The organism is Ligilactobacillus agilis DSM 20509 (assembly GCF_001436215.1).
GTDB classification, from domain to species: Bacteria; Bacillota; Bacilli; order Lactobacillales; family Lactobacillaceae; genus Ligilactobacillus; species Ligilactobacillus agilis.
In genome coordinates, this window is sequence record NZ_AYYP01000068.1 from 1 (window position 1) to 18521 (window position 18521).

An 18521-nucleotide genomic window follows, 5' to 3' on the forward strand; every position below is an offset into this window, starting at 1 on the left:
GCTAAATTACTTAAAACTAGTGGCAAGTGGTATTTACATATTTCAGCTACTAAAACGGTAGCTGATTTTGATAACCAAACTGTAAAACACGTTGTTGGCATTGATCGTGGTTTACGCTTTTTAGCTACTACTTATGACGAACAAGGTCAAACTTCCTTCTTTGATGGTAAGACAGTGATGCGTAAACGAGCTAAGTATCAAAAGTTACGGGCAAAATTACAAGCTAAAGGCACTAAATCAGCTAAACGGCGTTTAAAGAAATTATCCGGACGAGAGAACCGTTGGATGACCGATGTTAACCATCGGTTGTCTAAGACACTGGTCCAAAAATTTGGCTCCAACACCTTATTTGTCTTAGAAGACTTAACAGGCGTTTCTTTTGAACGTACTGATTTACCTAAAGCCTTACGTAATCAAAAGAAATCCTGGGCTTTTTACCAATTAGCACAATTCTTGACTTACAAAGCGCGCTTAAATAATAGTGAAGTGATTGAAGTTTCAGCCCAATATACTTCGCAACGTTGTCCTAAATGCGGAACGATTAAAAAATCCAACCGTAATCACGATTTACATGAATATCACTGCTCTAATTGTGATTATCGCTCTAATGACGACCGCTTAGGCGCAATGAATATCCAGTTATTGGGTACGCAATATATTAGTGGGCAAGAACAACCTAAATTTGAATTAACGACTAATGCGTAAACGTGTTAGTTAAGTGGGTGCTGTCAACCACCCAATGATGTAGCCACGTATAGTGTGGAAGCAATTAATTGCGTTATGACCACTGACCGTAAGGTCGTGAGCTACAAGCCTCTCACTTTAGTGAGGGGTAGTTGACAAGTTTGACCTTTATATGTTGGAAGGAACCTTACAGGATTATCAATACTTGACTAGGGAAAAGGGCTTATTTGGCTTACCATTTTCAATTAACCTGTCGCGTTTAGATTTTCAATTATGCGATATTTTTGCCGAGGTTGACCGTCTCTTTAGGCTGTACCAAGTTCCAAAAGAAATGGCCCGGATTGAAATTACGGAATCCTCTTTGATTTATGATTCACTTAAGTTACACCAAACGCTCGATAACTTCCAAAAAGCGGGTTACCGGGTCTGGATGGATGATTATGGCAGTGGTTATTCTTCTTTAAGTGTCTTAAAGGATTACTCCTTTGATGGCATTAAGATTGATATGGGCTTCTTGAAATCATTTGAAGAAAATCATAAGGGCCAGCTCATCTTAGCATCGACGCTAGAACTGGCTAAGAGCATGAACATGCAGGTTGTAGCCGAAGGGGTTTCCAGCAAGGAACAGTATAAGTTCTTAGCAGAAAGTGGCTGTGATTTTATTCAGGGTTACTATACCGGCAAGCCTCAAGCGTTGACTGACTATATTGGTCAGTTAGATAACTTAGAAACGCCTGCCGACTTAGATTATTACGATGAAATTTGTAGGCGGAATGTAGCCAATATTAGTCCTAATTTAATGGCTAATATGCGCTTGCGGAAGTTTTTCAAAGCGACCCCGACAGCAAAGGTAGAAGATAAGTCACGGATGTATTTTCTAACTGAAAATACGGGCTTTAGGTACTTTTTGAAGTTAATTGGTTACGATGGGGATGATAAAAATCTTTCGATTGAGCCAGCCGATAAGCAGGCCTTTATGGACCTGTTTGAACGGGCTTACCTTAGTGGCAAGATTGAGTATTTGGCCTTTCATAGAAATAATGTTTTGTATCAGATTTATGTGCAATACATTTCAACTAACAAACGGACCCAGCGGTCTGCATACCAGGCTTTAGTCTACCTACCGCGAGCGGTTATTTCTTCAGAATAAAAATGTGGCTAGCAAGCAAACAGCTTGTTAGCCACATTTTTTAGTTAGAAGGCGCCACCACCAGAAGAGCCACCGAAACCGCCGGAAGAACCGCCAGAAAAACCCCCGGAAGAACCAGTGCTACTGGAGGAGTAAGTAACGATGGCGGCGGTAAAGCTATTGTTAAAGGAGGTAGCGAAGGCAAATGATTGGTGGTAAAACAGGGGATAATAGCTACCAAGGACGGTGGCTAATTCTGCTTCGCTAAAGTTAGCGTAGAGGGCCTTAGCCACCTTGGGAGCCAGTTTAAAAGCAACGGCGTAAGGCATAATCTCACTCCAAAGGATTCGTTCCCCCAATTCGTGGAGGTCAAAGCGACCAATATCGTCAAGTATGGTATAAAAGCCGCGCACTTGGTTGATTTTAGCAACATCTTCTTTGATATAAGGTGAATGATTCTTATAGCAATAAAAATCAAGCCCAGCTAAACCAAGGCTGACTAGCCCAAGTAAACTCAGTAATTCCCAGCGGTTAGCAAACATCATGGCGATAAAAAAGCAGAGGTTAGTTGCGACCCAGGCCGAACTTAGACTAACAGCAGGGTGGGCAAAACCTTGATATTTTTTAATGTCGGCTTGTTCAAAAGCTTGCTTACTCCAGGCCTCAAAGAGTTTTGCGAGACGCTTTTTTTTCTTTGAGCTTAGGTTCTGTAAGTCTTTGAGGCTAAAGGCCGGTTTAGAATTAAGTTTAAAGAGGTATTGGAGGAGCTTTTCTTCTGGCGTGTGCATTAGCCGAGCATTGACCAACGTAATTAAGTAGTTAGGTTGGTCTTTAAGTAGCCCTTTTTTAACGTCCAAAGGTTCAATCGCGATTTGGCCCTGAGCTTCTAATTCCAACAGGTGGGCACTAAAGGCGTAACTATTTGGCTGGGTAAAAAAGCAGAGGGCCTGCGCAGTTGCTACGGGTAAGTCTGGAATTTCAAAGTTATGGGGGGCTGACTTCAAGCTGGCAGGAAACAGGGTATTTTTAGGCCGGCAGCTAAGTCTTAAGACGGCAAAGACATTGAGACCAAAGCCTACTATTAGTAAGAAGAGGGCGCCGATTTGGTGCATGAGCCGTTGTTTTTTGCGGGCTGCGTTAGCTTTTTTGGCTAGGGCTGCCTCTTGAGCTTGAATTTTGGCCTTAACCCGCTCTGAACTGCGGTAAGTGTTAGCGAAAGTCACCTTAGGATCAAAGAGCAGGTGGGCTTCGACAAAGCTATTGGCAGGATTAGAGGCTAGGGACAGTGTTACTTGTCCCCGTTGCTTATCGACCTTAGTGTAGCCGGATAGGTCGCCGTGACTCCAGGCTTGCAGAGACTTAACATTTCTTTTTGGCAAGTTAATAGTAATTTTTACGTTCGCTAAATCCTGGTCCCAATTACTGCCAATGATTTTCCAGTTGAGTTCAGCCGTATCTGCGTAATTTTTGACCACCTGGTTTAAATGGTATTTATAAGTGACTTTTAGCTGGTCGCCATCTACTGGATGGTAAACTTTGAACTTATAGAGGTTTCCTTCCCTAGTTAGGGTGTAGGTATTATTAGCCTGGTTGGCATTTAGAGTTACGGGTTGATTATTAATAAAAACCTTGGAATCAGTGAGGCTTTGAGCTTGGTCTCTAACCGCTTGTTGGTAGAGTAAGCCGTGGGCTTCACCATCGAAATCGTATGTCAGGGTGCGGTTAACGTTGGCAGATCCATCCGCTAAAATATCAATGTTAACATGGTAACTATCGATACTAAAGTCGGCGGCCTTAACATTATTCCAACCTAAAAATAGGCAGCAGGAGAAAAGCAATAGGATTAATTGGCCAAGTTTTCTCATGAGCATCACTTCCTTATAAACCTATTATCTCTTAAAAGAAACCGCTTAGCAACTCAACGTGACTTAGGCTTGCAGAGGTAATAGCCTAAATAACAAAGCAAAACGAAGGGTACGGTACAGTAGAGGGCTAGGCGTTGATTTTTGTCGAAGTAAATCAAGAGGCAGGATAATAAGCTAGCCCCAAAGGCGAAGTAAGGCAAAATAGGAAAGTAAGGGGTCTTAAATTTCAGTTCAGCTAGTGAGTGCCCCTTAGCTAAGAACTGCTTACGGAAATTAATTTCGGCTAGGGCAATCGCCATCCAGACTAAGACGACCGCTAAACCTGAAATCGAAACTAAGATGAGGTAGACGGAGTCGGCGGCAAATACGCTGGATAAGAGGGCCAAAATACCTCCGAGCATGCTAAAACACAGGGCGACTAAGGGGGAGCCAGCGCGAGTCGTCTTAGCAAAGTACTTAGGCAAAGTTCCTTCGTTTCCAAGTGACCATAACATTCTAGTAGAAGCGTACAGGCCGGAGTTGGCTGCAGACACGATGGCGGTAAGGACAACGAAGTTCATCAGGTCGGCCGCAAATGGAATCCCCATTAACTTAAAAATGTGCACAAAGGGGCTTTGGGTGACACCGGCCTGTTGGTAGGGAATCAAGCAAGACATGATGACAATACTTCCGATAAAGAAGATAACCAGGCGCCATAGGGTGGTATGGATGGCCTTAGGGATAGTTTTATCGGGGTTTTTAGCTTCACCGGCAGTAATACCGATTAATTCGGTACCGGAAAAGGCAAAGTTAACGGTTAACATGGTAGTAAAGACGCCACCAATGCCATTGGGAAAGAGCCCGTCTTTGAAGATGTTGGTAAAAAGTGGTGCGTGAGAATAGCCCTTAATGGGGAGAATGCCCAAAACTGCCAACCCGCCTAGAAGAATAAAACCAACGATGGCAAATACCTTAATGGCTGCAAACCAAAATTCACTTTCGGCAAAGAGGCGGACGGAAAAAGCGTTAACTAGGAAAATGAGGATAATAAAAAGCAAGCTCCACAACCAAACCGGGGAGTGGGGAAACCAGGTTTGCATAATTAGGCCAGCGGCTGTAAATTCCGAACCAAGCGCAATCGTCCAGGTTAACCAATATAAGACGGCAACGGTAAAGCCGGTGGCCGGCCCAATAAATTGTTTAGCGTAGACGTGGAAGGCACCGGTATAAGGCATGGCAACAGATAATTCGCCTAAGCAAAGCATGACTGCATAAACCAGGATTGCCCCGACTAGGTAGGCAAGAATCGTTCCTAGGGGACCGGCTTCATGAATGGTGTAGCCCGAGCTGAGAAAAAGGCCGGTGCCAATTACCCCTCCTAAAGAAATCATCCGAATGTGGCGGGCTTCCATCTTTCTAGCTAGGTGTTCATTTTGCTGTGACATGCAATCATCCTTTCTTGCATTGGGAATTAAATTAGTATATTATGAGAAAAATAATAAATTAATAATAACATGTTTTGGGGGATTGGTCATGGATTTTAAAACAGAAATTACAAAGGGACCACTAACCTTAGATGGGGCGATGGGAACGGCCTTAGAGCTACAGGGCTTTGATACTAACACTGATTTGTGGACGGCTAAAGCGCTGATTACGGATCCCCAAAAGGTTTACCGGGTTCACTATGACTACTTTAAGGCGGGAGCGCGGGCAACTATTACGGATACATACCAAGCCAATGTTCAAGCCTTTATGAAGAAGGGCTACGATGAAACTATTTCCCGGGAAATTATTGCCAAGGCGGTTAAGTTAGCTCGTAAAGCCCGGGATGATTTTGAAGCACAAACGGGCCGGCATAACTATGTTATTGCCGGCATTGGTCCTTATGGTGCTTATTTAGCAGATGGCAGTGAGTATCGAGGCGACTATGAACTTAGCCTAGAAGCCTACCAAGACTTTCACCAGCCCCGTTTAGAGGCGGTGATTAGGGCTGGGGTTGATGTAATTGGAATTGAAACCCAACCTAAGTTAAGCGAAGTGTGTGCGCTGTTGGAGTGGCTCAAGGAACGGGCTCCTAAGCAAATAGCTTACGTTACCTTCAGTCTTAAAGACCCGGCAACCATTAGTGAGGGGACAAGCTTAGTAGAAGCTGTGAAAAAAGTGAGTGCCTATCCAAACGTGGTGGCGGTGGGGGTTAACTGTATACCACTTGAACAAGCCCAAGCGGCCTTAGAGGTGATGCAGCCAGCCACTGACCTACCGCTAGTAATCTATCCTAATTCGGGGGCTAAGTATGATCCCCACACCAAAACTTGGACCAGCCCTACTGGGGACTTGACCTTGGCTAAGGCTGCTTCAGGCTGGTATCAAGCTGGTGCACGCTTGATAGGTGGCTGTTGTACAACCACTGTTAAGGACATTGAACCCTTAGCACAGGTGGTCCAAAACCTAGGTTAAAAAAAGCATTGCTTACTACAACGAAAGTAGTGAGCAATGCTTTTTTAATTACCAAATGTTAACGCGGTCGGCGGGGGCGAGCCACATCTTATCTCCTGGTTGGATGTTGAAGGTGGTGTAGAAGTCAGCTAAGTTTTTAGGTTGCATGTTGGCCCGCCAAACGTGGGGAGCGTGTACGTCAATTGCTAGTAGTAGTTTTTGACGTTCTAGCGAGGCCTTGACACCCCAAATCCGGGCCCAGTTAATGAAGAAGGCGCTGATATCGGCCTGAGGGTCTTCCTTGGCTGCTTCTAAGGCACAGCTAAGACCACCGGCGTCAGCAATGTTTTCGGATACGACTAACTTACCGTTGACTTTACCCGCCTCTGTTTCTAGGCCGTCAAACTGGCTAATCATGGCCTGGGCTAAGTCTTCAAAGGCCTTTAGGTCAGAGTCAGTCCACCAGTTTTTAAGGTTACCAAATTCATCGAATTTTGCTCCGTTGTTATCGAAGGCATGTGAAATTTCGTGAGCAATGACCGCTCCAATTCCCCCAAAGTTTTCACTGGCTTTTTGCTTAAGTGAATAAAATGGGGCCTGCAAAATGGCGGCCGGAAAGACAATCACGTTAAAGGACGGATTGTAGTAGGCGTTAACCATATGAGCTGGCATTGCCCACCTGGTCCGGTCAACTTCCTTTTTTAAGCGGCCGTAGTGGTCACTTAATGTAATCTTGGTGAAGTTTAAGTCATTTGTAAGTAAGTCTTGGTTTTCATCGACCACAAACTTTTTGTAGAGGTAGTGGAGTTCATCTGGATAACCAACATTGATACCCAGGGTACTCAATTTGAGGACAGCCTTATCTTTAGTGGCTTGACTAAGCCAAGTATTTGCCTTGAGGCGTTTTTGATAGACGCTAATCATTTGTTCAACCATGCGGTGAACGTCTGCCTTAGCTTCAGGTCCGAAGTACTTGTGGGCATAGTAGAGTCCAACGACTTGATCAAACTGGTCAGCAGCCAAGTAGTAAGCGGCTTTTTTGGCCTTCATGGCCTCCTTTGAACCAGAAAGTGCCCGTTGGTATTGGCCCGCTACAATTCGCGCTTCGTTGGTCAAATAATGAGCTACGGCCCGTAAGCTTCTTACTAATAGCCAGCTCTTAAATTGCGGGAAGGTGTCCTCATTTAAGATTTCATCGAGGGCTTGGTAGTAGTTTGGTTCGGTGACAATTACCTTATCTAAGTCATCAGTCTTAACCAAGGTTTTAGCATAGGCGGCCAGGTCAAGGTGGCTAGAGAAAGAAGCAAATTCAGCCAAAGAGTAAGGGTTGTATTGTTTGGTGTAATCTGCCCGCTCGGTGCTATCCTTTTGGTGAGGGGCGAGGCTTCTATCAAACTCTAAGGCCTGCGCAATCGTTTGGCTAGCAAAGTCATCGTCGTAACCGGCTAGTTGGAAGAGTTTGGCCATCATCTTTTGGAAAATAGCCAAGAGTGCAGGGGCCTGCGGATTATCTTTGGTGTAATAAGTCTTATCCGGCAAGATTAAACTAGCGACGTCGGCATAAAGCGCGTAGGCCTTGGTATTTTTCATATCGGCTTCGACACTTAGTGGAACCGGACTGGGGTAACCGGCTAAGGTCAAGCTAGGGAGCTTTTCTTCCCAATCTGCTAGGTTCTTTAAGTCTTCAATTCGTTTTAAAAATGGTTTAGCCGGCTTAAATCCAAGCTTTTCACGTTGGTCGAAGTCAGAGGCGAGGCGGTAATACTTGAGGAACTCTCTGAGGTAGGGGTCATCAGTATGGGTTTTACCATTGAGAAAATCCTCGAAGTCGGCCATCAGCGTTTTTTCGATGTTATCAGCCAAGTCAAAGAACCCACCGGTTGCGGGCTTATCAGCCGGAATTTTGGCTGTCTTTAGCCAAGCACCGTTAACGGCTAGGTAAAGATCATCTTTGATTTGGGCAGTATTAACAGGATATTGTGTCACAAAAATCACCTTCCTTAATTTAAGACTATTGTAACGCATTCAAGTGCTTACGGGGAATATTTCTTAATAAAAAGCGCTGAGGTCTGACGGGGATAACGACCGTCAACTTCAGCGCAATTAATAATGAGTAAACTTAGAACGAAGCGGTGTCAGGGTCAGTGGCGTAACCAACAACCCCATCTAAAGCGTCAATTTCAGCCATTTGAGCTTGACTTAGTTCAAAGTCGAAGACGTGGGTATTATCTTCAATCCGGTCTTCATGAACTGACTTAGGTAGGGGCAAGAAGCCGTGTTGAAGTGACCAGCGGATGCAAACTTGAGCTACGGAGCGGTTTAGCTCTTGGGCAATCTTTTGCATGGTGGGTTCGCTGAAAATCTTACCGGTTCCTAGGGGACTATAAGCTTCTAGTAAAATATTGTGGTCACGGCAATACTTGATGGTTTCTTCGTCGTGATCGCCAGGACAAATCCGGATTTGGTTGACCATCGGTGCGACCGTTTGAGTTTGGGCGAGAATTTCAAAGTGGTGGGGTTTGAAATTAGAAACCCCAATCGCCCGTAACTTGCCGGCCTTATAGGCATCTTCTAAGGCCCGCCAAGTATCTTGGAGGTGGGCTTGCCAGTTTTCATCCCGACTTGGCTTAGGGTTAGGCCAGTGGATTAAGAATAAATCAAGGTAGTCAGTTTGTAGGTCCTTAAGCGACTGTTCAATGGCTGCACTAGCCTTGTCATAACTATGGGCATGGTTGTTTAACTTGCTAGTGATGAACAATGATTTACGGCTAATACCAGCTTCCTTAATTGCTTGGCCGATGCTAGCTTCGTTACCATACATTTCGGCCGTATCAATGTGGCGGTAACCCGAGGTTAGGGCTGCTTTGGTGGCAAAATTAGCGACGGCCCCACTAGGAGTTTGCCAAGTTCCAAAGCCAACCACAGGAATCTTGACTCCATTGCTTAATTCGTAAGTATCAACGAGACTCATTTGCAAAACCTCACTTTATCAAAATTTATTCACTTACATTATATCAGTAAAGTCTTGGAAACCCAAAAGATAAGCTTGAAAGCCGAAGGTGAAAAAGCTAACAATATTGTCGGCGATTAATTTCCTGTGCTATAATTAAGGGGATTGAAAACGATAACCGGTAGGGAGGCGAAGATGACGAAATTTGAAGGAAAAACAGTGCAGCAAGCAATTACCTTAGGCTTAACTACCTTGGCTTTAACGGAGGAGCAGGCTGACATAACTGTGTTGAGACAAGCAAAGAAAGGCTTTTTAGGTTTAGGTAAGAAATTAGCCTTGGTGGAAGTTAGTGCTAAAAAAGTTCCAGTTGCAAAGAAAGCGCCTGTAAGTGAACCTGTAAAGACAGCTCCAGTTACTGAAAGCGACGAAGCCAAGCGTGAAAAACGGCAGGCAGAACTTGAAAAGGCGTTACTGGCGGTAGGTGACTACTTAGCTGCTGTCACTCAGAAAATGGGGATTAAGGCCACTATCGACCTAACTCCTAGCCGGCATACAGCCTATTATAAGTTTGAAACCAATCAAGAAGGACTATTGATTGGTAAGCGGGGGCGAACGCTAAATGCGTTACAACTGTTAGCCCAGGATTATTTGGATAAGCAAGTTCATCAACATGTGCGGGTCATGTTAGATGTAAGTGACTACCGGAAGCAACGGCAAGAAACCCTAACGCATTTGGCACAAAATGTGGCCCGAGAAGCAGTGTTGGCAAGGAGTGTCATGACCCTTGACCCCATGCCTGCCTATGAGCGCAAGATTATCCACGCGGCCCTGGCCCAAGATCAACGGGTGCAAACTTATTCAAAAGGTAGTGAACCTAAACGGTACGTTGTAATTGAACCAGTTTAATGAAGAAAGTAGGTAAATTGATGATTGAACATACCCCTGAAAGATTAGAAGATGAATTATGTTTTGCGATTTATTCAGCCCAAAAGAACTATAATAAGTTTTATTCATAGGCTTTGCGTAAATTTAAGCTGACCTATTCACAATATATTACCCTCTTGGTTTTATGGGAAGAAAAAAAGCCGCTAATGATTAAAGAACTAGGCAAGCGCTTAGGTCTAGATACAGGGACTTTGACTCCCTTGTTGAAGCGGATGGAAAAGGATGACTGGGTTAAAAGGGAAAAGACCAACGAAGACGGTCGCCGGGTCTACATTTCCTTGACAGCTAAGGCGTTAGAAAATGAACAGCCAGTTAAGCAAACGGTCCAATCTTGCTTTTATAATATGGACATGACCAAGGAAGAGTATGTCGAAGACGTTACGCGCCTAAAGGAAATCGCGCAAACTTTGGAAAAAAACAATAACCGCTTGGAAAAGGAAAACTTCTAAGCGCCTAAAAGAGGCGTACACAAGCAACTAATAGTTGTTCGTGTACGCCTCTTTAACTATGCTTTAGAAACTGTAACTTTCAATTGGAGCGTCGAACCAATCGTAATGAAGCAATTGGTTGAGCTTTTTATTAACTGGAATCCATAAACCACTCTTAAGAATGTCTTTCATTGTTTGCATAAAGACCTTATCTTTTTTAGCGGTGGCTGGTTGTTTAACCTTAACAATCTCGTTATTTTCTGTTCTAAGAGTTATTGAATTTGTTCCTAGCCCGATGATTTGGGCGGGGACAATATCGGTTGCGCTAGTATTTGTCATAATATCACACTCATTTCCTGTTTGACTAGCTTACAAGTCTTAATATAACAGCTAAATGTGAAGAATCTGTTACTATTTTGAAACCGATTTAAAAAGGTTGCGCTTTTTTTATTTTACCTGGGCAACATATTGATCCAAGACCTGTTTAGTAGCGGCCTTCGTAGCAGCCTCGGTTAGAGCCTGTTGCTTACTTGGATCAGCTGCCAAGCTCGGGTTAGCCATAATCTCTTGGGTAACCTTGGCTTTAACTAGGCTTGCAATCTTAGTCTTCATTTCAGTTTGCTTAGTTTTGAGTAACTTACTTAAACGGGCGGCTTGGTCAGTGCTTAAAACGTACCAATCTTTATTGACGTAGAAGTGGTAGTAGCGGTGTTTAACTTCGCGGTTGTTGCCAAAGACACCAAAGAGTAACTTAGACCACTTGTTAGTGTAAACGTAGCGCTTCGTAGTTACTTTAAGGTAGGAATCCTCCTTAGTGCGAGTAATCTTAGCGGAAAAATCACTAGTTTTAGTTGGCTTAGGTTTGGCCTGTTTAGCACTAGTTTTATAGACGTAAATCTTTTCTTGACCATTGCCAAGGGCCTTATATAGTAGGACGCCCATTTTGTCGGAATCGGATGCCAAATGATAGGTTTTGGTTTGACTTTGAACCTGCATCCCAAAATGATTGACGTCATTAGCAATAATCGCAGCGCCGCTCAGGATAAAGCCGGCCAAAAACAGAAGCGACCACAGGTGGTTACCTTTCGTTATAGGCAGGACATTAAACATGAAAAATAAGACTGCAAAAGCAATTAAAATTAAGATAATCATTATTTAGTTGCCCCCTTCTTATTTAAGTTAACTTGGCGTGCATTGTTACCTTTCTTTAAGAAGAAAGTGAGGATTAAGGCTACCAAGGCAAAGCAAGCAGCCACAAAGAAAGCGGAGTGATAACCGGCTAAGACGGCATCAATCGCTTCCGACCGGTACTTAAGTGGGGTTTGCTTGAGCATTGACTTTGCGGGTAAGGAGTTAGTAGTAACGTTAGTCAAAACTGAGGTTAAAATGGCGGTCCCAATCGAACTCATAACTTGGCGGAAGGTGTTGTTAACCGCAGTTCCGTGAGAAATGGAGTTAAATGGTAAAGCGTTCATCCCGGAAGTAGTTACCGGCATCATGGTCATGGCAATCCCAAACATCCGGACTGCGTAGAAAATGACGATATAGGCAACGGAAGTATTCTCGGTGATGAAGAGGAAGGGAATTGTACCCAAGGTTAAAAGCGTCATCCCGGTAATCGCCATGTAACGTACCCCAAAACGGTCGAAGATACGGCCGGTGATTGGAGACATGACCCCCATTGCAATCGCCCCTGGCAAGAGCATTAAACCAGAGTGGAAGGCCGATTCCCCCCGGACATTTTGAATGTAGAGGGGCAAAAGCATTTCAATCCCAAACATGGCTAGGTTAGCTACCCCACTTAAAAGGGCGGCGAGGGTAAATTCACCGTACTTAAAGACGCGGACATCCAGGAAGGGTTCTTCCATGTGGAGCTGCCGTCTAATAAAGAGGGCAACGAAGATCAAGCCGATGACTAATTCTAAGAGGACAAACTTGTCCGTCCAACCGTCGTTACCGGCGTTTGAGAAACCATAAAGTAAACTACCAAACCCAATGGTAGAAGTAACTGCGGAAATAAAGTCCAACTTTTGATCTTGGTTAGGAATAACATTTCTCATCAAGAAGAATGACAGAATCAAGACGAAGCAGACAATTGGAATAATCATTCCAAATAAGTCCCGCCAAGTGTAATTATCAACCACCCAACCAGAGAGGGTTGGCCCAATTGCAGGCGCTAGGCCGATAACTAAACCAACCGTCCCCATGGCAGCTCCCCGCTTTTCTGGTGGGAAGATGGAGAGCATGATGGTTTGTAAGAGGGGCATTGTGACCCCGACACCTAGCCCTTGGATAATCCGACCAGCAAGGAGCATGCCGAAGTTAGTGGAAATATAGGCTAAGACAGTTCCTAAAAGGAAGGTAGTCATGGCCCCAATATACATGACCCGGGTGCTAAATTTATTAATCATCCAGGCACTAACAGGGATCATAACCCCATTGATTAACATGAAACCAGTGGTTAACCATTGGACAGTCGAGGTATTAATATCGAATGTTTTCATGATGGCTGGTAAGGCGGTAGCTAAAATCGTCCCGTTTAAGACGGTACAAAAAGAACCAATCATTAAAACTAAGACCAGCAACCCCCGGTTATAAGGCTTGCCATTAATATCTAGTGCTTGTTTTTCGCTTTGCAAGCAGATCCCTTCTTTCTTTAATTTTTTCATTTTTTGCTTATATTTTGTCAACTTTGAAAACTATACTCCTATGCTTACAATTTGTCAAGTAAGTTGACAAGATAGTCAAAAAAGTTACAATAAATTGTGTGTTAAGTAATTTTTTGATGCTTGAAAAAGGGGGAAGCATGACGAATGACGATGTTTAAATTACATGTTAATAAGGATTTTCGGGTAGGGATTGGTGACTTGAGTCAGATGATTGGCGTTTCGACCCGGCAGTTACGTTACTGGGAATCAAAGGGTTATATCAAATCCTTAGCTGGAGAAGAGGGCAGCACCCGCAAGTTTAGCATTGGAACTTGCTATCGGGCTGCCACCATCCGGGCTTTCTTAGATGAAGGTTACACCTTAGCTAAGGCGGTGGCCAAAACGGAGCAGGTTAAAAATCAAGTTGCGATTGTCCGCCACTTTGAAAACGAGATGTTAAAGGATATTAAGGTAACGGATGAAGACAAAGGCTATGGCGAAATTGATTACGGTTATTTAGCCAATGAACCCACCAAGAAGGTTTACGGAGTGATTGATGAGAATGGTTACCGGATGGAAACAAGGGAAGTGAACGCAGATGAAACTAACTAAGACTGACCATATCGCTTTAATCGTCAGTGATTATTACGCGGCTAAGGAATTTTATGTAGATAAATTAGGCTTTGAGCTTTTAAGTCAACACGACCGACCAGAGCGGGGCGATATTATTTTAAATGTGGGTCAAGGCGACTTAGTGCTCGAGCTATTTGTTAAACCAACAGCACCTAAACGCCCACAACTGCCCCAACCAGAAAACCAGGGGCTAAGACACCTGGCCTTTAAGGTGAGCGACGTCGCGGCTTGTTTGGCCGAGTTTGACCGCTTAAAGATTAAGCACGAGCCCTTGCGCTATGATGACTACAATGGTAAGAAGATGGCTTTTTTCTTTGACCCGGATGGGCAGCCGCTAGAAATTCATGAATAAGTTAAGTAGAGCTCTTAAAGGGGCTCTTTTTTTATGGTCAGAAATAATTTTTATGAATTTACACAATATTACTTGATTATTAATATTATACGTCATATAATATTGTTGAAGAAAGAAAAAAGGAGGAAAAAGCCGGTGAAGATTCAAATCACAGCTGACCTGTTGGATGGTTTGGTATTAGCCTTACTGGATCGCAAAGATTATTATGGTTACTCGCTAACTCAGGATATGCAGCAGGCTATTTCAATTTCAGAATCGACCATGTATCCAGTGTTACGGCGGTTGAAGAAAAATGAATTTTTAACAACCTATGATAAACCTTATCAAGGTAGGAACCGTCGTTATTATCAAATTACCGATGCTGGTCGGGAACACTTAAACCGTGTGCGCAAAATGTGGGTTGATTATAAAGGGAGTTTAGACGAAATTTTCTTTGGAAAAAAGGAGGAGGAAATCAGTGGATAAGGCACATTACTTTGTTGAGCTAGAAGGCTTTTTAACTGCTTTGACGGCGGAAGAACGGACAGATGTAATTGAGTTTTATTCCGAATACGTGGATGAAGCAGGCTTAAAGAGCCGGGCGGAAATTGAAGGCAAATTGGGGACGCCAAGACAACTAGCCCGGAAAATTTTAGCCGACTATTCGATTAAAGACTTTGATGATGAAACTGGTGGGCAAGCAGAGGGACAAGTGGCTAAGACCCACTCCAACTTAAGAATGATTTGGTTAATCCTCTTAGTTTTGATCACCTCACCAATTACGATTGCTATTTTAGGGGTAATCTTGGCAATCTTTTTGGCGGTGGTTATCACGGTCGGGGCTTTAGCCTTTGGTTTTTTAGCCGCCTTTATCTTTACCTTTGCAGTAGCACTGTACACGGGGATTAGGCTTTTATTTACTAGTTTGATGGTGGGATTATTCTATATTGCCGTAGCCTTACTTAGTTTGGGGTTACTTGGTATCATCTTCCCAATCGTCTTTTGGTTCTTCAGTCAAATTATCCAGGGGATTGCGAACCTAGCCCGTTTCTTATACGGGAAGTTCGCTAAGAAGAAAGGGGTTCAAGTCAAATGAAGAAAATGTTAAAGGCAGGGGTTTTAATAACTGTTGTTGGCATTGTCCTCTTAATTTTGTCAATTATGGGGGGCGGCGTACAATCAGTCGAATACGTTGGTTGGACACCGCGAATTGTCAAAAAAGAAATGACTTTAAAAAAGCAAACGGTTAGTGAATTTGAAAACGTCAAGGTCAACACTGATAACGTAGGGGTTAAAATTATTCAGGGGAACGGTTATCACGTTGATTACAAGGGCCGCAAAAGTTTAGCGCCTAAGATTAGTGTCGAGGGCAAGACCTTAGTTATTAAGCAAAAAGCTCATTTACGGACGGGCTTTATCTTTGATGGGGTGACGATTAAGTCCGATCGGCACACTTCCTTTACCAATACGGTTACGGTCACGGTGCCCAAGGACTTAGACCAAATCAGCCTAACTACCAGTGGTAATAGCGACGTTACACTTAGCGATTTAAAGCTAAATAGCTTAGCACTAGATGTCTTAGATGGAGATCTTCATTTGACTAACACCCAAGTGGCAAATAGTAGTAAGGTTAAGTTGTTAGATGGTGACCTATACCTTAACCGGGTGGCATTTAACAACGGGACGAAGATGGAAATCTTTGACGGTGATTTAAGTTTGGTTGACACTAGCCTAAATAACGTGCAAATCGAAAATCATGATGGGGACGTAAGTTTTAACAACCTCAAGGTAGCTGGGGGTAGCTATAAGGGGCAGGATAGTGACGTCAACGGTGCAAGCTTAGAGGTAACGGCCGGCTATCAATTCAACTTAGCCGACGGTGACGTTTCAATTACCGGGGCTAAAGCAGATGGTTATGAGACAAACACAACCGATGGGGATAACCACCTCTTTAACCAAAGCGGTAGCCACTTAACGCAAGGGGCAAACAGTGGTAATATTTTAAAGGTAACAACAACGGACGGCGATCTTAATATTCGCTAGAAAGGATTAGCAAAATGAAAAAGAAGTTATATAAATCACAAGACAAGGTTGTTTCAGGGGTTTTTGGTGGCATTGCAGAATATTTCGATTGGGATAAAACCTGGGTAAGGTTAGCAGGAATTTTCCTGATTATCTTCCCCGGCTCGGTGATTCCAGGGATTTTTATGTACTTTATCGCAGCCATTATCATGCCAGAACGACCAGCCGCAAATCATGATGACGAGACGGTAATCGAAGGGGAATTTAGGGAAAAATAAGCCCCTTGTGCGTAATTTCATTATGCCAATTTGGTTAAGTCACTGGCTAGGATTAGGTAGTGATTTTAAAAATTAATAATAGTTCGGACTTAAGCACTGGTGATTAGTGAAAATAATAGGATGTTAGGTATATAAAATAATTATACACGGAGTCACATGATGCCAACTGAGGCATTGTGCGACTTTTTGTGCCTATTAAAGCGATTTCTTTATTTATTTAGCAAGTCATTAATGATAAGATAAAAACGAGCAAGTAACTGAGAAACAGAAAGGATTGTGACTAAATGAACAAGTATATTGGAATTGCCGGCACTAATTCGCCACGGTCAACGAATAAAAAGTTAATGGAATATATCCAAAGTCACTTTGCCGGTCAAGCAGAGATTGAACTGATGTCAATCGCAGACTTACCCGTTTTCTACAAGGTCCCTGGGCGGGTATTACCACCCCGGGTGGAAGAAATGGATAAGCTAGTGGATGAGGCTGACGGAGTGATTATTGCCACCCCTGAGTATGACCACTCTGTTCCCGCGGTGTTGATGAACGCCTTAGAATGGATGTCTTATGGAGGTACCCATCCTTTTGTTGGTAAACCGGTAATGATTGTAGGGGCTTCTTATGGCACTTTAGGTGCTTCTAGAGCCCAAGCCCACCTTAGACAAATTTTAGATTCACCAGAAATGCAGGCTCGAATTATGCCAAGCTCAGAATTTTTAGTGGATCACTCCCTCCAAGCCTTTGATGAAGCAGGCAATCTGACTGATTCTGAAAAGGTAGAGCGGTTGGAACAATTATTTACGGATTTTGAAACCTTTGTAGAAATTTCTAAACACCTAAATGCTAGTTTAGCTGCCAATAAGCAATTAGCAGCTAACTACACTTGGGAAGACGAAGAGGGGGCTAAGTAAATGAAATTTGTCGGAATTGTAGGTTCGATTGCAGAACAATCATATAATAAAATGTTGTTAGCCTATATCGCTAAACACTACCAAGAACTAGCTGAAATCGAAATTTTAGACATTAAAGATGTGCCAATTTTCAACGAAAGCGATGATCAAACTGAAACCCCAGTGATTCAAAACTTGGTTAAGAAGATTAAGGCAGCTGATGGGGTAATTTTGGCGACGCCTGAACATAACCACACCACCACAGCTGCGATGAAAAACGTCTTGGAATGGTTGTCATTTAAGGTGCACCCTTTCCAAGATAAGCCGGTGTTAATCGTGGGAGCATCCTATTTCAGCCAAGGTTCTTCAAGGGCGCAGCTAAGTTTACGCCAAATCCTTGACTCACCAGGGGTTAACGCCTTAGTGATGCCAGGAAATGAATTCTTATTAGGTAACGTTAAGGAAGCCTTTGACGCCCAAGGTGATTTGAAGGACCAAGGGACTATTGACTTCTTAGGGTCAGTACTAGCAAAATTCTGTGAATGGGTTCAAGTCTTAGAGGTCTTAAGCGAAAAGAATAAGCAAACCAGTTGGCAAGATGAGGACTTGTCTGCTTCCAAGGGAACGGATACCACGATTAAAGGCGTTGATATGCGTGCAGACGATTGGGTGGAACAGGCGGCTGCTAAAACCAAGGCTGCTAGTGGTAAGGACTACGTTAAGTTAGACCGCGGGGTGTTAACGGTTGACCAGCTTAACTGGTTCTTAAATACCATGCCAATGGAATTAACCTACGCGGATGATAATAACCAATTTATCTACTACAACCATACTCTTCCTGGTAAGGAGATGTTAGCGCCAAGGGATCCTAAGCAAGTAGGGGACCCGATGGATGCTGTCCACCCACCCCGGGCAATCAAGGGGGTTAAACACGTTATCTCCTCCTTACGTAATGGAAATGATTTAGTTGAAATGCCTGTTCCAGGAAACAAACTAAACGAACGCCACATTATGCACTACTATAAGGCTATGCGTGATAGTGAAGGTAATTACCGGGGAGTTAACGAGTGGGTCCTAGATCTGTGGCCAATCGTTGAGTCCTACCTAAAACAAACGGGGCAAAAGCTTGTCAAAGACGAAGCTGCTCCAGACGTAGTGTCTGGTGCCTCCGGAAACGAAAACCAAGCCCCAGCGGTTGATAGCACTACCAGTGCATCAGTAGATGAAAGTTCTAGTGAAGACCTCGGTCCCCGATTAGATGAAGGAATTGATAGCGTCACGGGCGCTTCTGAATAAAATTTTACCC

Annotated in this window: 18 protein-coding genes and 2 pseudogenes; 13 read left to right on the plus strand and 7 right to left on the minus strand. The window is 43.6% G+C overall.

Annotated features, from left to right (window positions below):
• Positions 1–705: RNA-guided endonuclease TnpB family protein (locus tag FC14_RS08585; protein ID WP_156655795.1), on the plus strand; the 705-nt coding region annotated here is incomplete at its 5' end.
• Positions 706–844: 139 nt separating this feature from the next.
• A pseudogene (locus FC14_RS08590) lies at positions 845–1834 on the plus strand (EAL domain-containing protein); the annotation flags it as partial.
• Between the two features lie 44 nt (positions 1835–1878).
• Here FC14_RS08590 and FC14_RS08595 read toward each other — a convergent pair.
• Together FC14_RS08595 and FC14_RS08600 are read right to left on the minus strand one after the other, a co-directional pair.
• On the minus strand, positions 1879–3678 hold the full coding sequence (locus tag FC14_RS08595; protein ID WP_056977423.1) for a DUF2207 domain-containing protein: 1800 nt from the start codon (positions 3676–3678) through the stop codon (positions 1879–1881).
• Between the two features lie 53 nt (positions 3679–3731).
• The gene (locus FC14_RS08600; RefSeq protein WP_056977425.1) at positions 3732–5102 is read right to left on the minus strand and encodes an amino acid permease; all 1371 of its coding nucleotides are present in this window, start codon (positions 5100–5102) and stop codon (positions 3732–3734) included.
• A gap of 88 nt (positions 5103–5190) precedes the next feature.
• Here FC14_RS08600 and mmuM point away from each other — a divergent pair, with 88 nt between their 5' ends.
• Positions 5191–6114 carry a homocysteine S-methyltransferase gene (mmuM, locus tag FC14_RS08605; RefSeq protein WP_056977427.1) on the plus strand — a complete coding sequence of 308 codons (924 nt, stop codon included), beginning with the start codon at positions 5191–5193 and terminating at the stop codon, positions 6112–6114.
• A gap of 48 nt (positions 6115–6162) precedes the next feature.
• On the opposite strand, the gene FC14_RS08610 is transcribed toward mmuM, so the two are convergent.
• Both FC14_RS08610 and FC14_RS08615 read right to left on the minus strand, forming a co-directional pair.
• A complete protein-coding gene (locus FC14_RS08610) occupies positions 6163–8079 on the minus strand; it encodes a M13 family metallopeptidase (RefSeq protein WP_420890264.1) in 1917 nt (638 codons plus the stop codon).
• A gap of 133 nt (positions 8080–8212) precedes the next feature.
• Complete coding sequence (locus FC14_RS08615; RefSeq protein ID WP_056977431.1) at positions 8213–9064, minus strand: aldo/keto reductase; 852 nt, start codon at positions 9062–9064, stop codon at positions 8213–8215.
• Between the two features lie 174 nt (positions 9065–9238).
• On the opposite strand from FC14_RS08615, the gene jag reads away from it, so the two are divergent.
• Entirely contained in the window at positions 9239–9949 is a 711-nt protein-coding gene (gene jag / locus FC14_RS08620; RefSeq protein WP_056977433.1) for an RNA-binding cell elongation regulator Jag/EloR, read from the plus strand.
• 20 nt (positions 9950–9969) lie between these two features.
• A pseudogene (locus FC14_RS08625) lies at positions 9970–10437 on the plus strand (MarR family winged helix-turn-helix transcriptional regulator).
• Between the two features lie 63 nt (positions 10438–10500).
• On the opposite strand, the gene FC14_RS08630 reads toward FC14_RS08625, so the two are convergent.
• The 3 genes from FC14_RS08630 to FC14_RS08640 form a co-directional block, all read right to left on the minus strand.
• On the minus strand, positions 10501–10755 hold the full coding sequence (locus FC14_RS08630; protein WP_050611505.1) for a hypothetical protein: 255 nt from the start codon (positions 10753–10755) through the stop codon (positions 10501–10503).
• A gap of 108 nt (positions 10756–10863) precedes the next feature.
• A complete protein-coding gene (locus tag FC14_RS08635; RefSeq protein WP_056977435.1) occupies positions 10864–11568 on the minus strand; it encodes a DUF4811 domain-containing protein in 705 nt (234 codons plus the stop codon).
• Complete coding sequence (locus FC14_RS08640) at positions 11568–13085, minus strand: MDR family MFS transporter (protein ID WP_056977437.1); 1518 nt, start codon at positions 13083–13085, stop codon at positions 11568–11570. Before FC14_RS08640 ends, FC14_RS08635 begins: the two co-directional genes overlap by 1 nt.
• A gap of 144 nt (positions 13086–13229) precedes the next feature.
• Here FC14_RS08640 and FC14_RS08645 point away from each other — a divergent pair, with 144 nt between their 5' ends.
• From FC14_RS08645 to FC14_RS08680, 8 genes are all read left to right on the plus strand, one after another.
• On the plus strand, positions 13230–13676 hold the full coding sequence (locus tag FC14_RS08645; RefSeq protein ID WP_056977439.1) for a MerR family transcriptional regulator: 447 nt from the start codon (positions 13230–13232) through the stop codon (positions 13674–13676).
• Positions 13663–14049 (plus strand): SMU1112c/YaeR family gloxylase I-like metalloprotein, encoded by a 387-nt coding sequence (gloA2, locus tag FC14_RS08650; RefSeq protein WP_056977441.1) that lies wholly within the window; start codon positions 13663–13665, stop codon positions 14047–14049. Before FC14_RS08645 ends, gloA2 begins: the two co-directional genes overlap by 14 nt.
• A 135-nt stretch (positions 14050–14184) precedes the next feature.
• Entirely contained in the window at positions 14185–14514 is a 330-nt protein-coding gene (locus tag FC14_RS08655; protein WP_056977443.1) for a PadR family transcriptional regulator, read from the plus strand.
• Entirely contained in the window at positions 14507–15124 is a 618-nt protein-coding gene (locus FC14_RS08660) for a DUF1700 domain-containing protein (RefSeq protein ID WP_056977445.1), read from the plus strand. Before FC14_RS08655 ends, FC14_RS08660 begins: the two co-directional genes overlap by 8 nt.
• Entirely contained in the window at positions 15121–16071 is a 951-nt protein-coding gene (locus FC14_RS08665; protein WP_056977447.1) for a DUF4097 family beta strand repeat-containing protein, read from the plus strand. Before FC14_RS08660 ends, FC14_RS08665 begins: the two co-directional genes overlap by 4 nt.
• A 14-nt stretch (positions 16072–16085) precedes the next feature.
• Entirely contained in the window at positions 16086–16328 is a 243-nt protein-coding gene (locus FC14_RS08670) for a PspC domain-containing protein (protein ID WP_050611514.1), read from the plus strand.
• Positions 16329–16612: 284 nt separating this feature from the next.
• On the plus strand, positions 16613–17236 hold the full coding sequence (locus FC14_RS08675; RefSeq protein WP_050611515.1) for an NADPH-dependent FMN reductase: 624 nt from the start codon (positions 16613–16615) through the stop codon (positions 17234–17236).
• Positions 17237–18511, plus strand: a complete 1275-nt coding sequence (locus tag FC14_RS08680) for an NADPH-dependent oxidoreductase (protein WP_056977449.1) — start codon at positions 17237–17239, stop codon at positions 18509–18511.
• The last annotated feature ends 10 nt before the right edge of the window (positions 18512–18521 follow it).

Excerpts from the sequence above, each read along its gene's own strand:
- FC14_RS08595 (WP_056977423.1), bottom strand. The coding sequence starts at position 3,678 with ATGAGAAAACTTGGCCAATTAATCCTATTGCTTTTCTCCTGCTGCCTA.
- jag (WP_056977433.1), top strand. The coding sequence starts at position 9,239 with ATGACGAAATTTGAAGGAAAAACAGTGCAGCAAGCAATTACCTTAGGC.
- FC14_RS08675 (WP_050611515.1), top strand. The coding sequence starts at position 16,613 with ATGAACAAGTATATTGGAATTGCCGGCACTAATTCGCCACGGTCAACG.
- FC14_RS08630 (WP_050611505.1), bottom strand. The coding sequence starts at position 10,755 with ATGACAAATACTAGCGCAACCGATATTGTCCCCGCCCAAATCATCGGG.
- FC14_RS08645 (WP_056977439.1), top strand. The coding sequence starts at position 13,230 with ATGACGATGTTTAAATTACATGTTAATAAGGATTTTCGGGTAGGGATT.
- mmuM (WP_056977427.1), top strand. The coding sequence starts at position 5,191 with ATGGATTTTAAAACAGAAATTACAAAGGGACCACTAACCTTAGATGGG.
- FC14_RS08665 (WP_056977447.1), top strand. The coding sequence starts at position 15,121 with ATGAAGAAAATGTTAAAGGCAGGGGTTTTAATAACTGTTGTTGGCATT.
- FC14_RS08680 (WP_056977449.1), top strand. The coding sequence starts at position 17,237 with ATGAAATTTGTCGGAATTGTAGGTTCGATTGCAGAACAATCATATAAT.
- FC14_RS08670 (WP_050611514.1), top strand. The coding sequence starts at position 16,086 with ATGAAAAAGAAGTTATATAAATCACAAGACAAGGTTGTTTCAGGGGTT.
- FC14_RS08640 (WP_056977437.1), bottom strand. The coding sequence starts at position 13,085 with ATGAAAAAATTAAAGAAAGAAGGGATCTGCTTGCAAAGCGAAAAACAA.
- FC14_RS08635 (WP_056977435.1), bottom strand. The coding sequence starts at position 11,568 with ATGATTATCTTAATTTTAATTGCTTTTGCAGTCTTATTTTTCATGTTT.
- gloA2 (WP_056977441.1), top strand. The coding sequence starts at position 13,663 with ATGAAACTAACTAAGACTGACCATATCGCTTTAATCGTCAGTGATTAT.
- FC14_RS08600 (WP_056977425.1), bottom strand. The coding sequence starts at position 5,102 with ATGTCACAGCAAAATGAACACCTAGCTAGAAAGATGGAAGCCCGCCAC.
- FC14_RS08615 (WP_056977431.1), bottom strand. The coding sequence starts at position 9,064 with ATGAGTCTCGTTGATACTTACGAATTAAGCAATGGAGTCAAGATTCCT.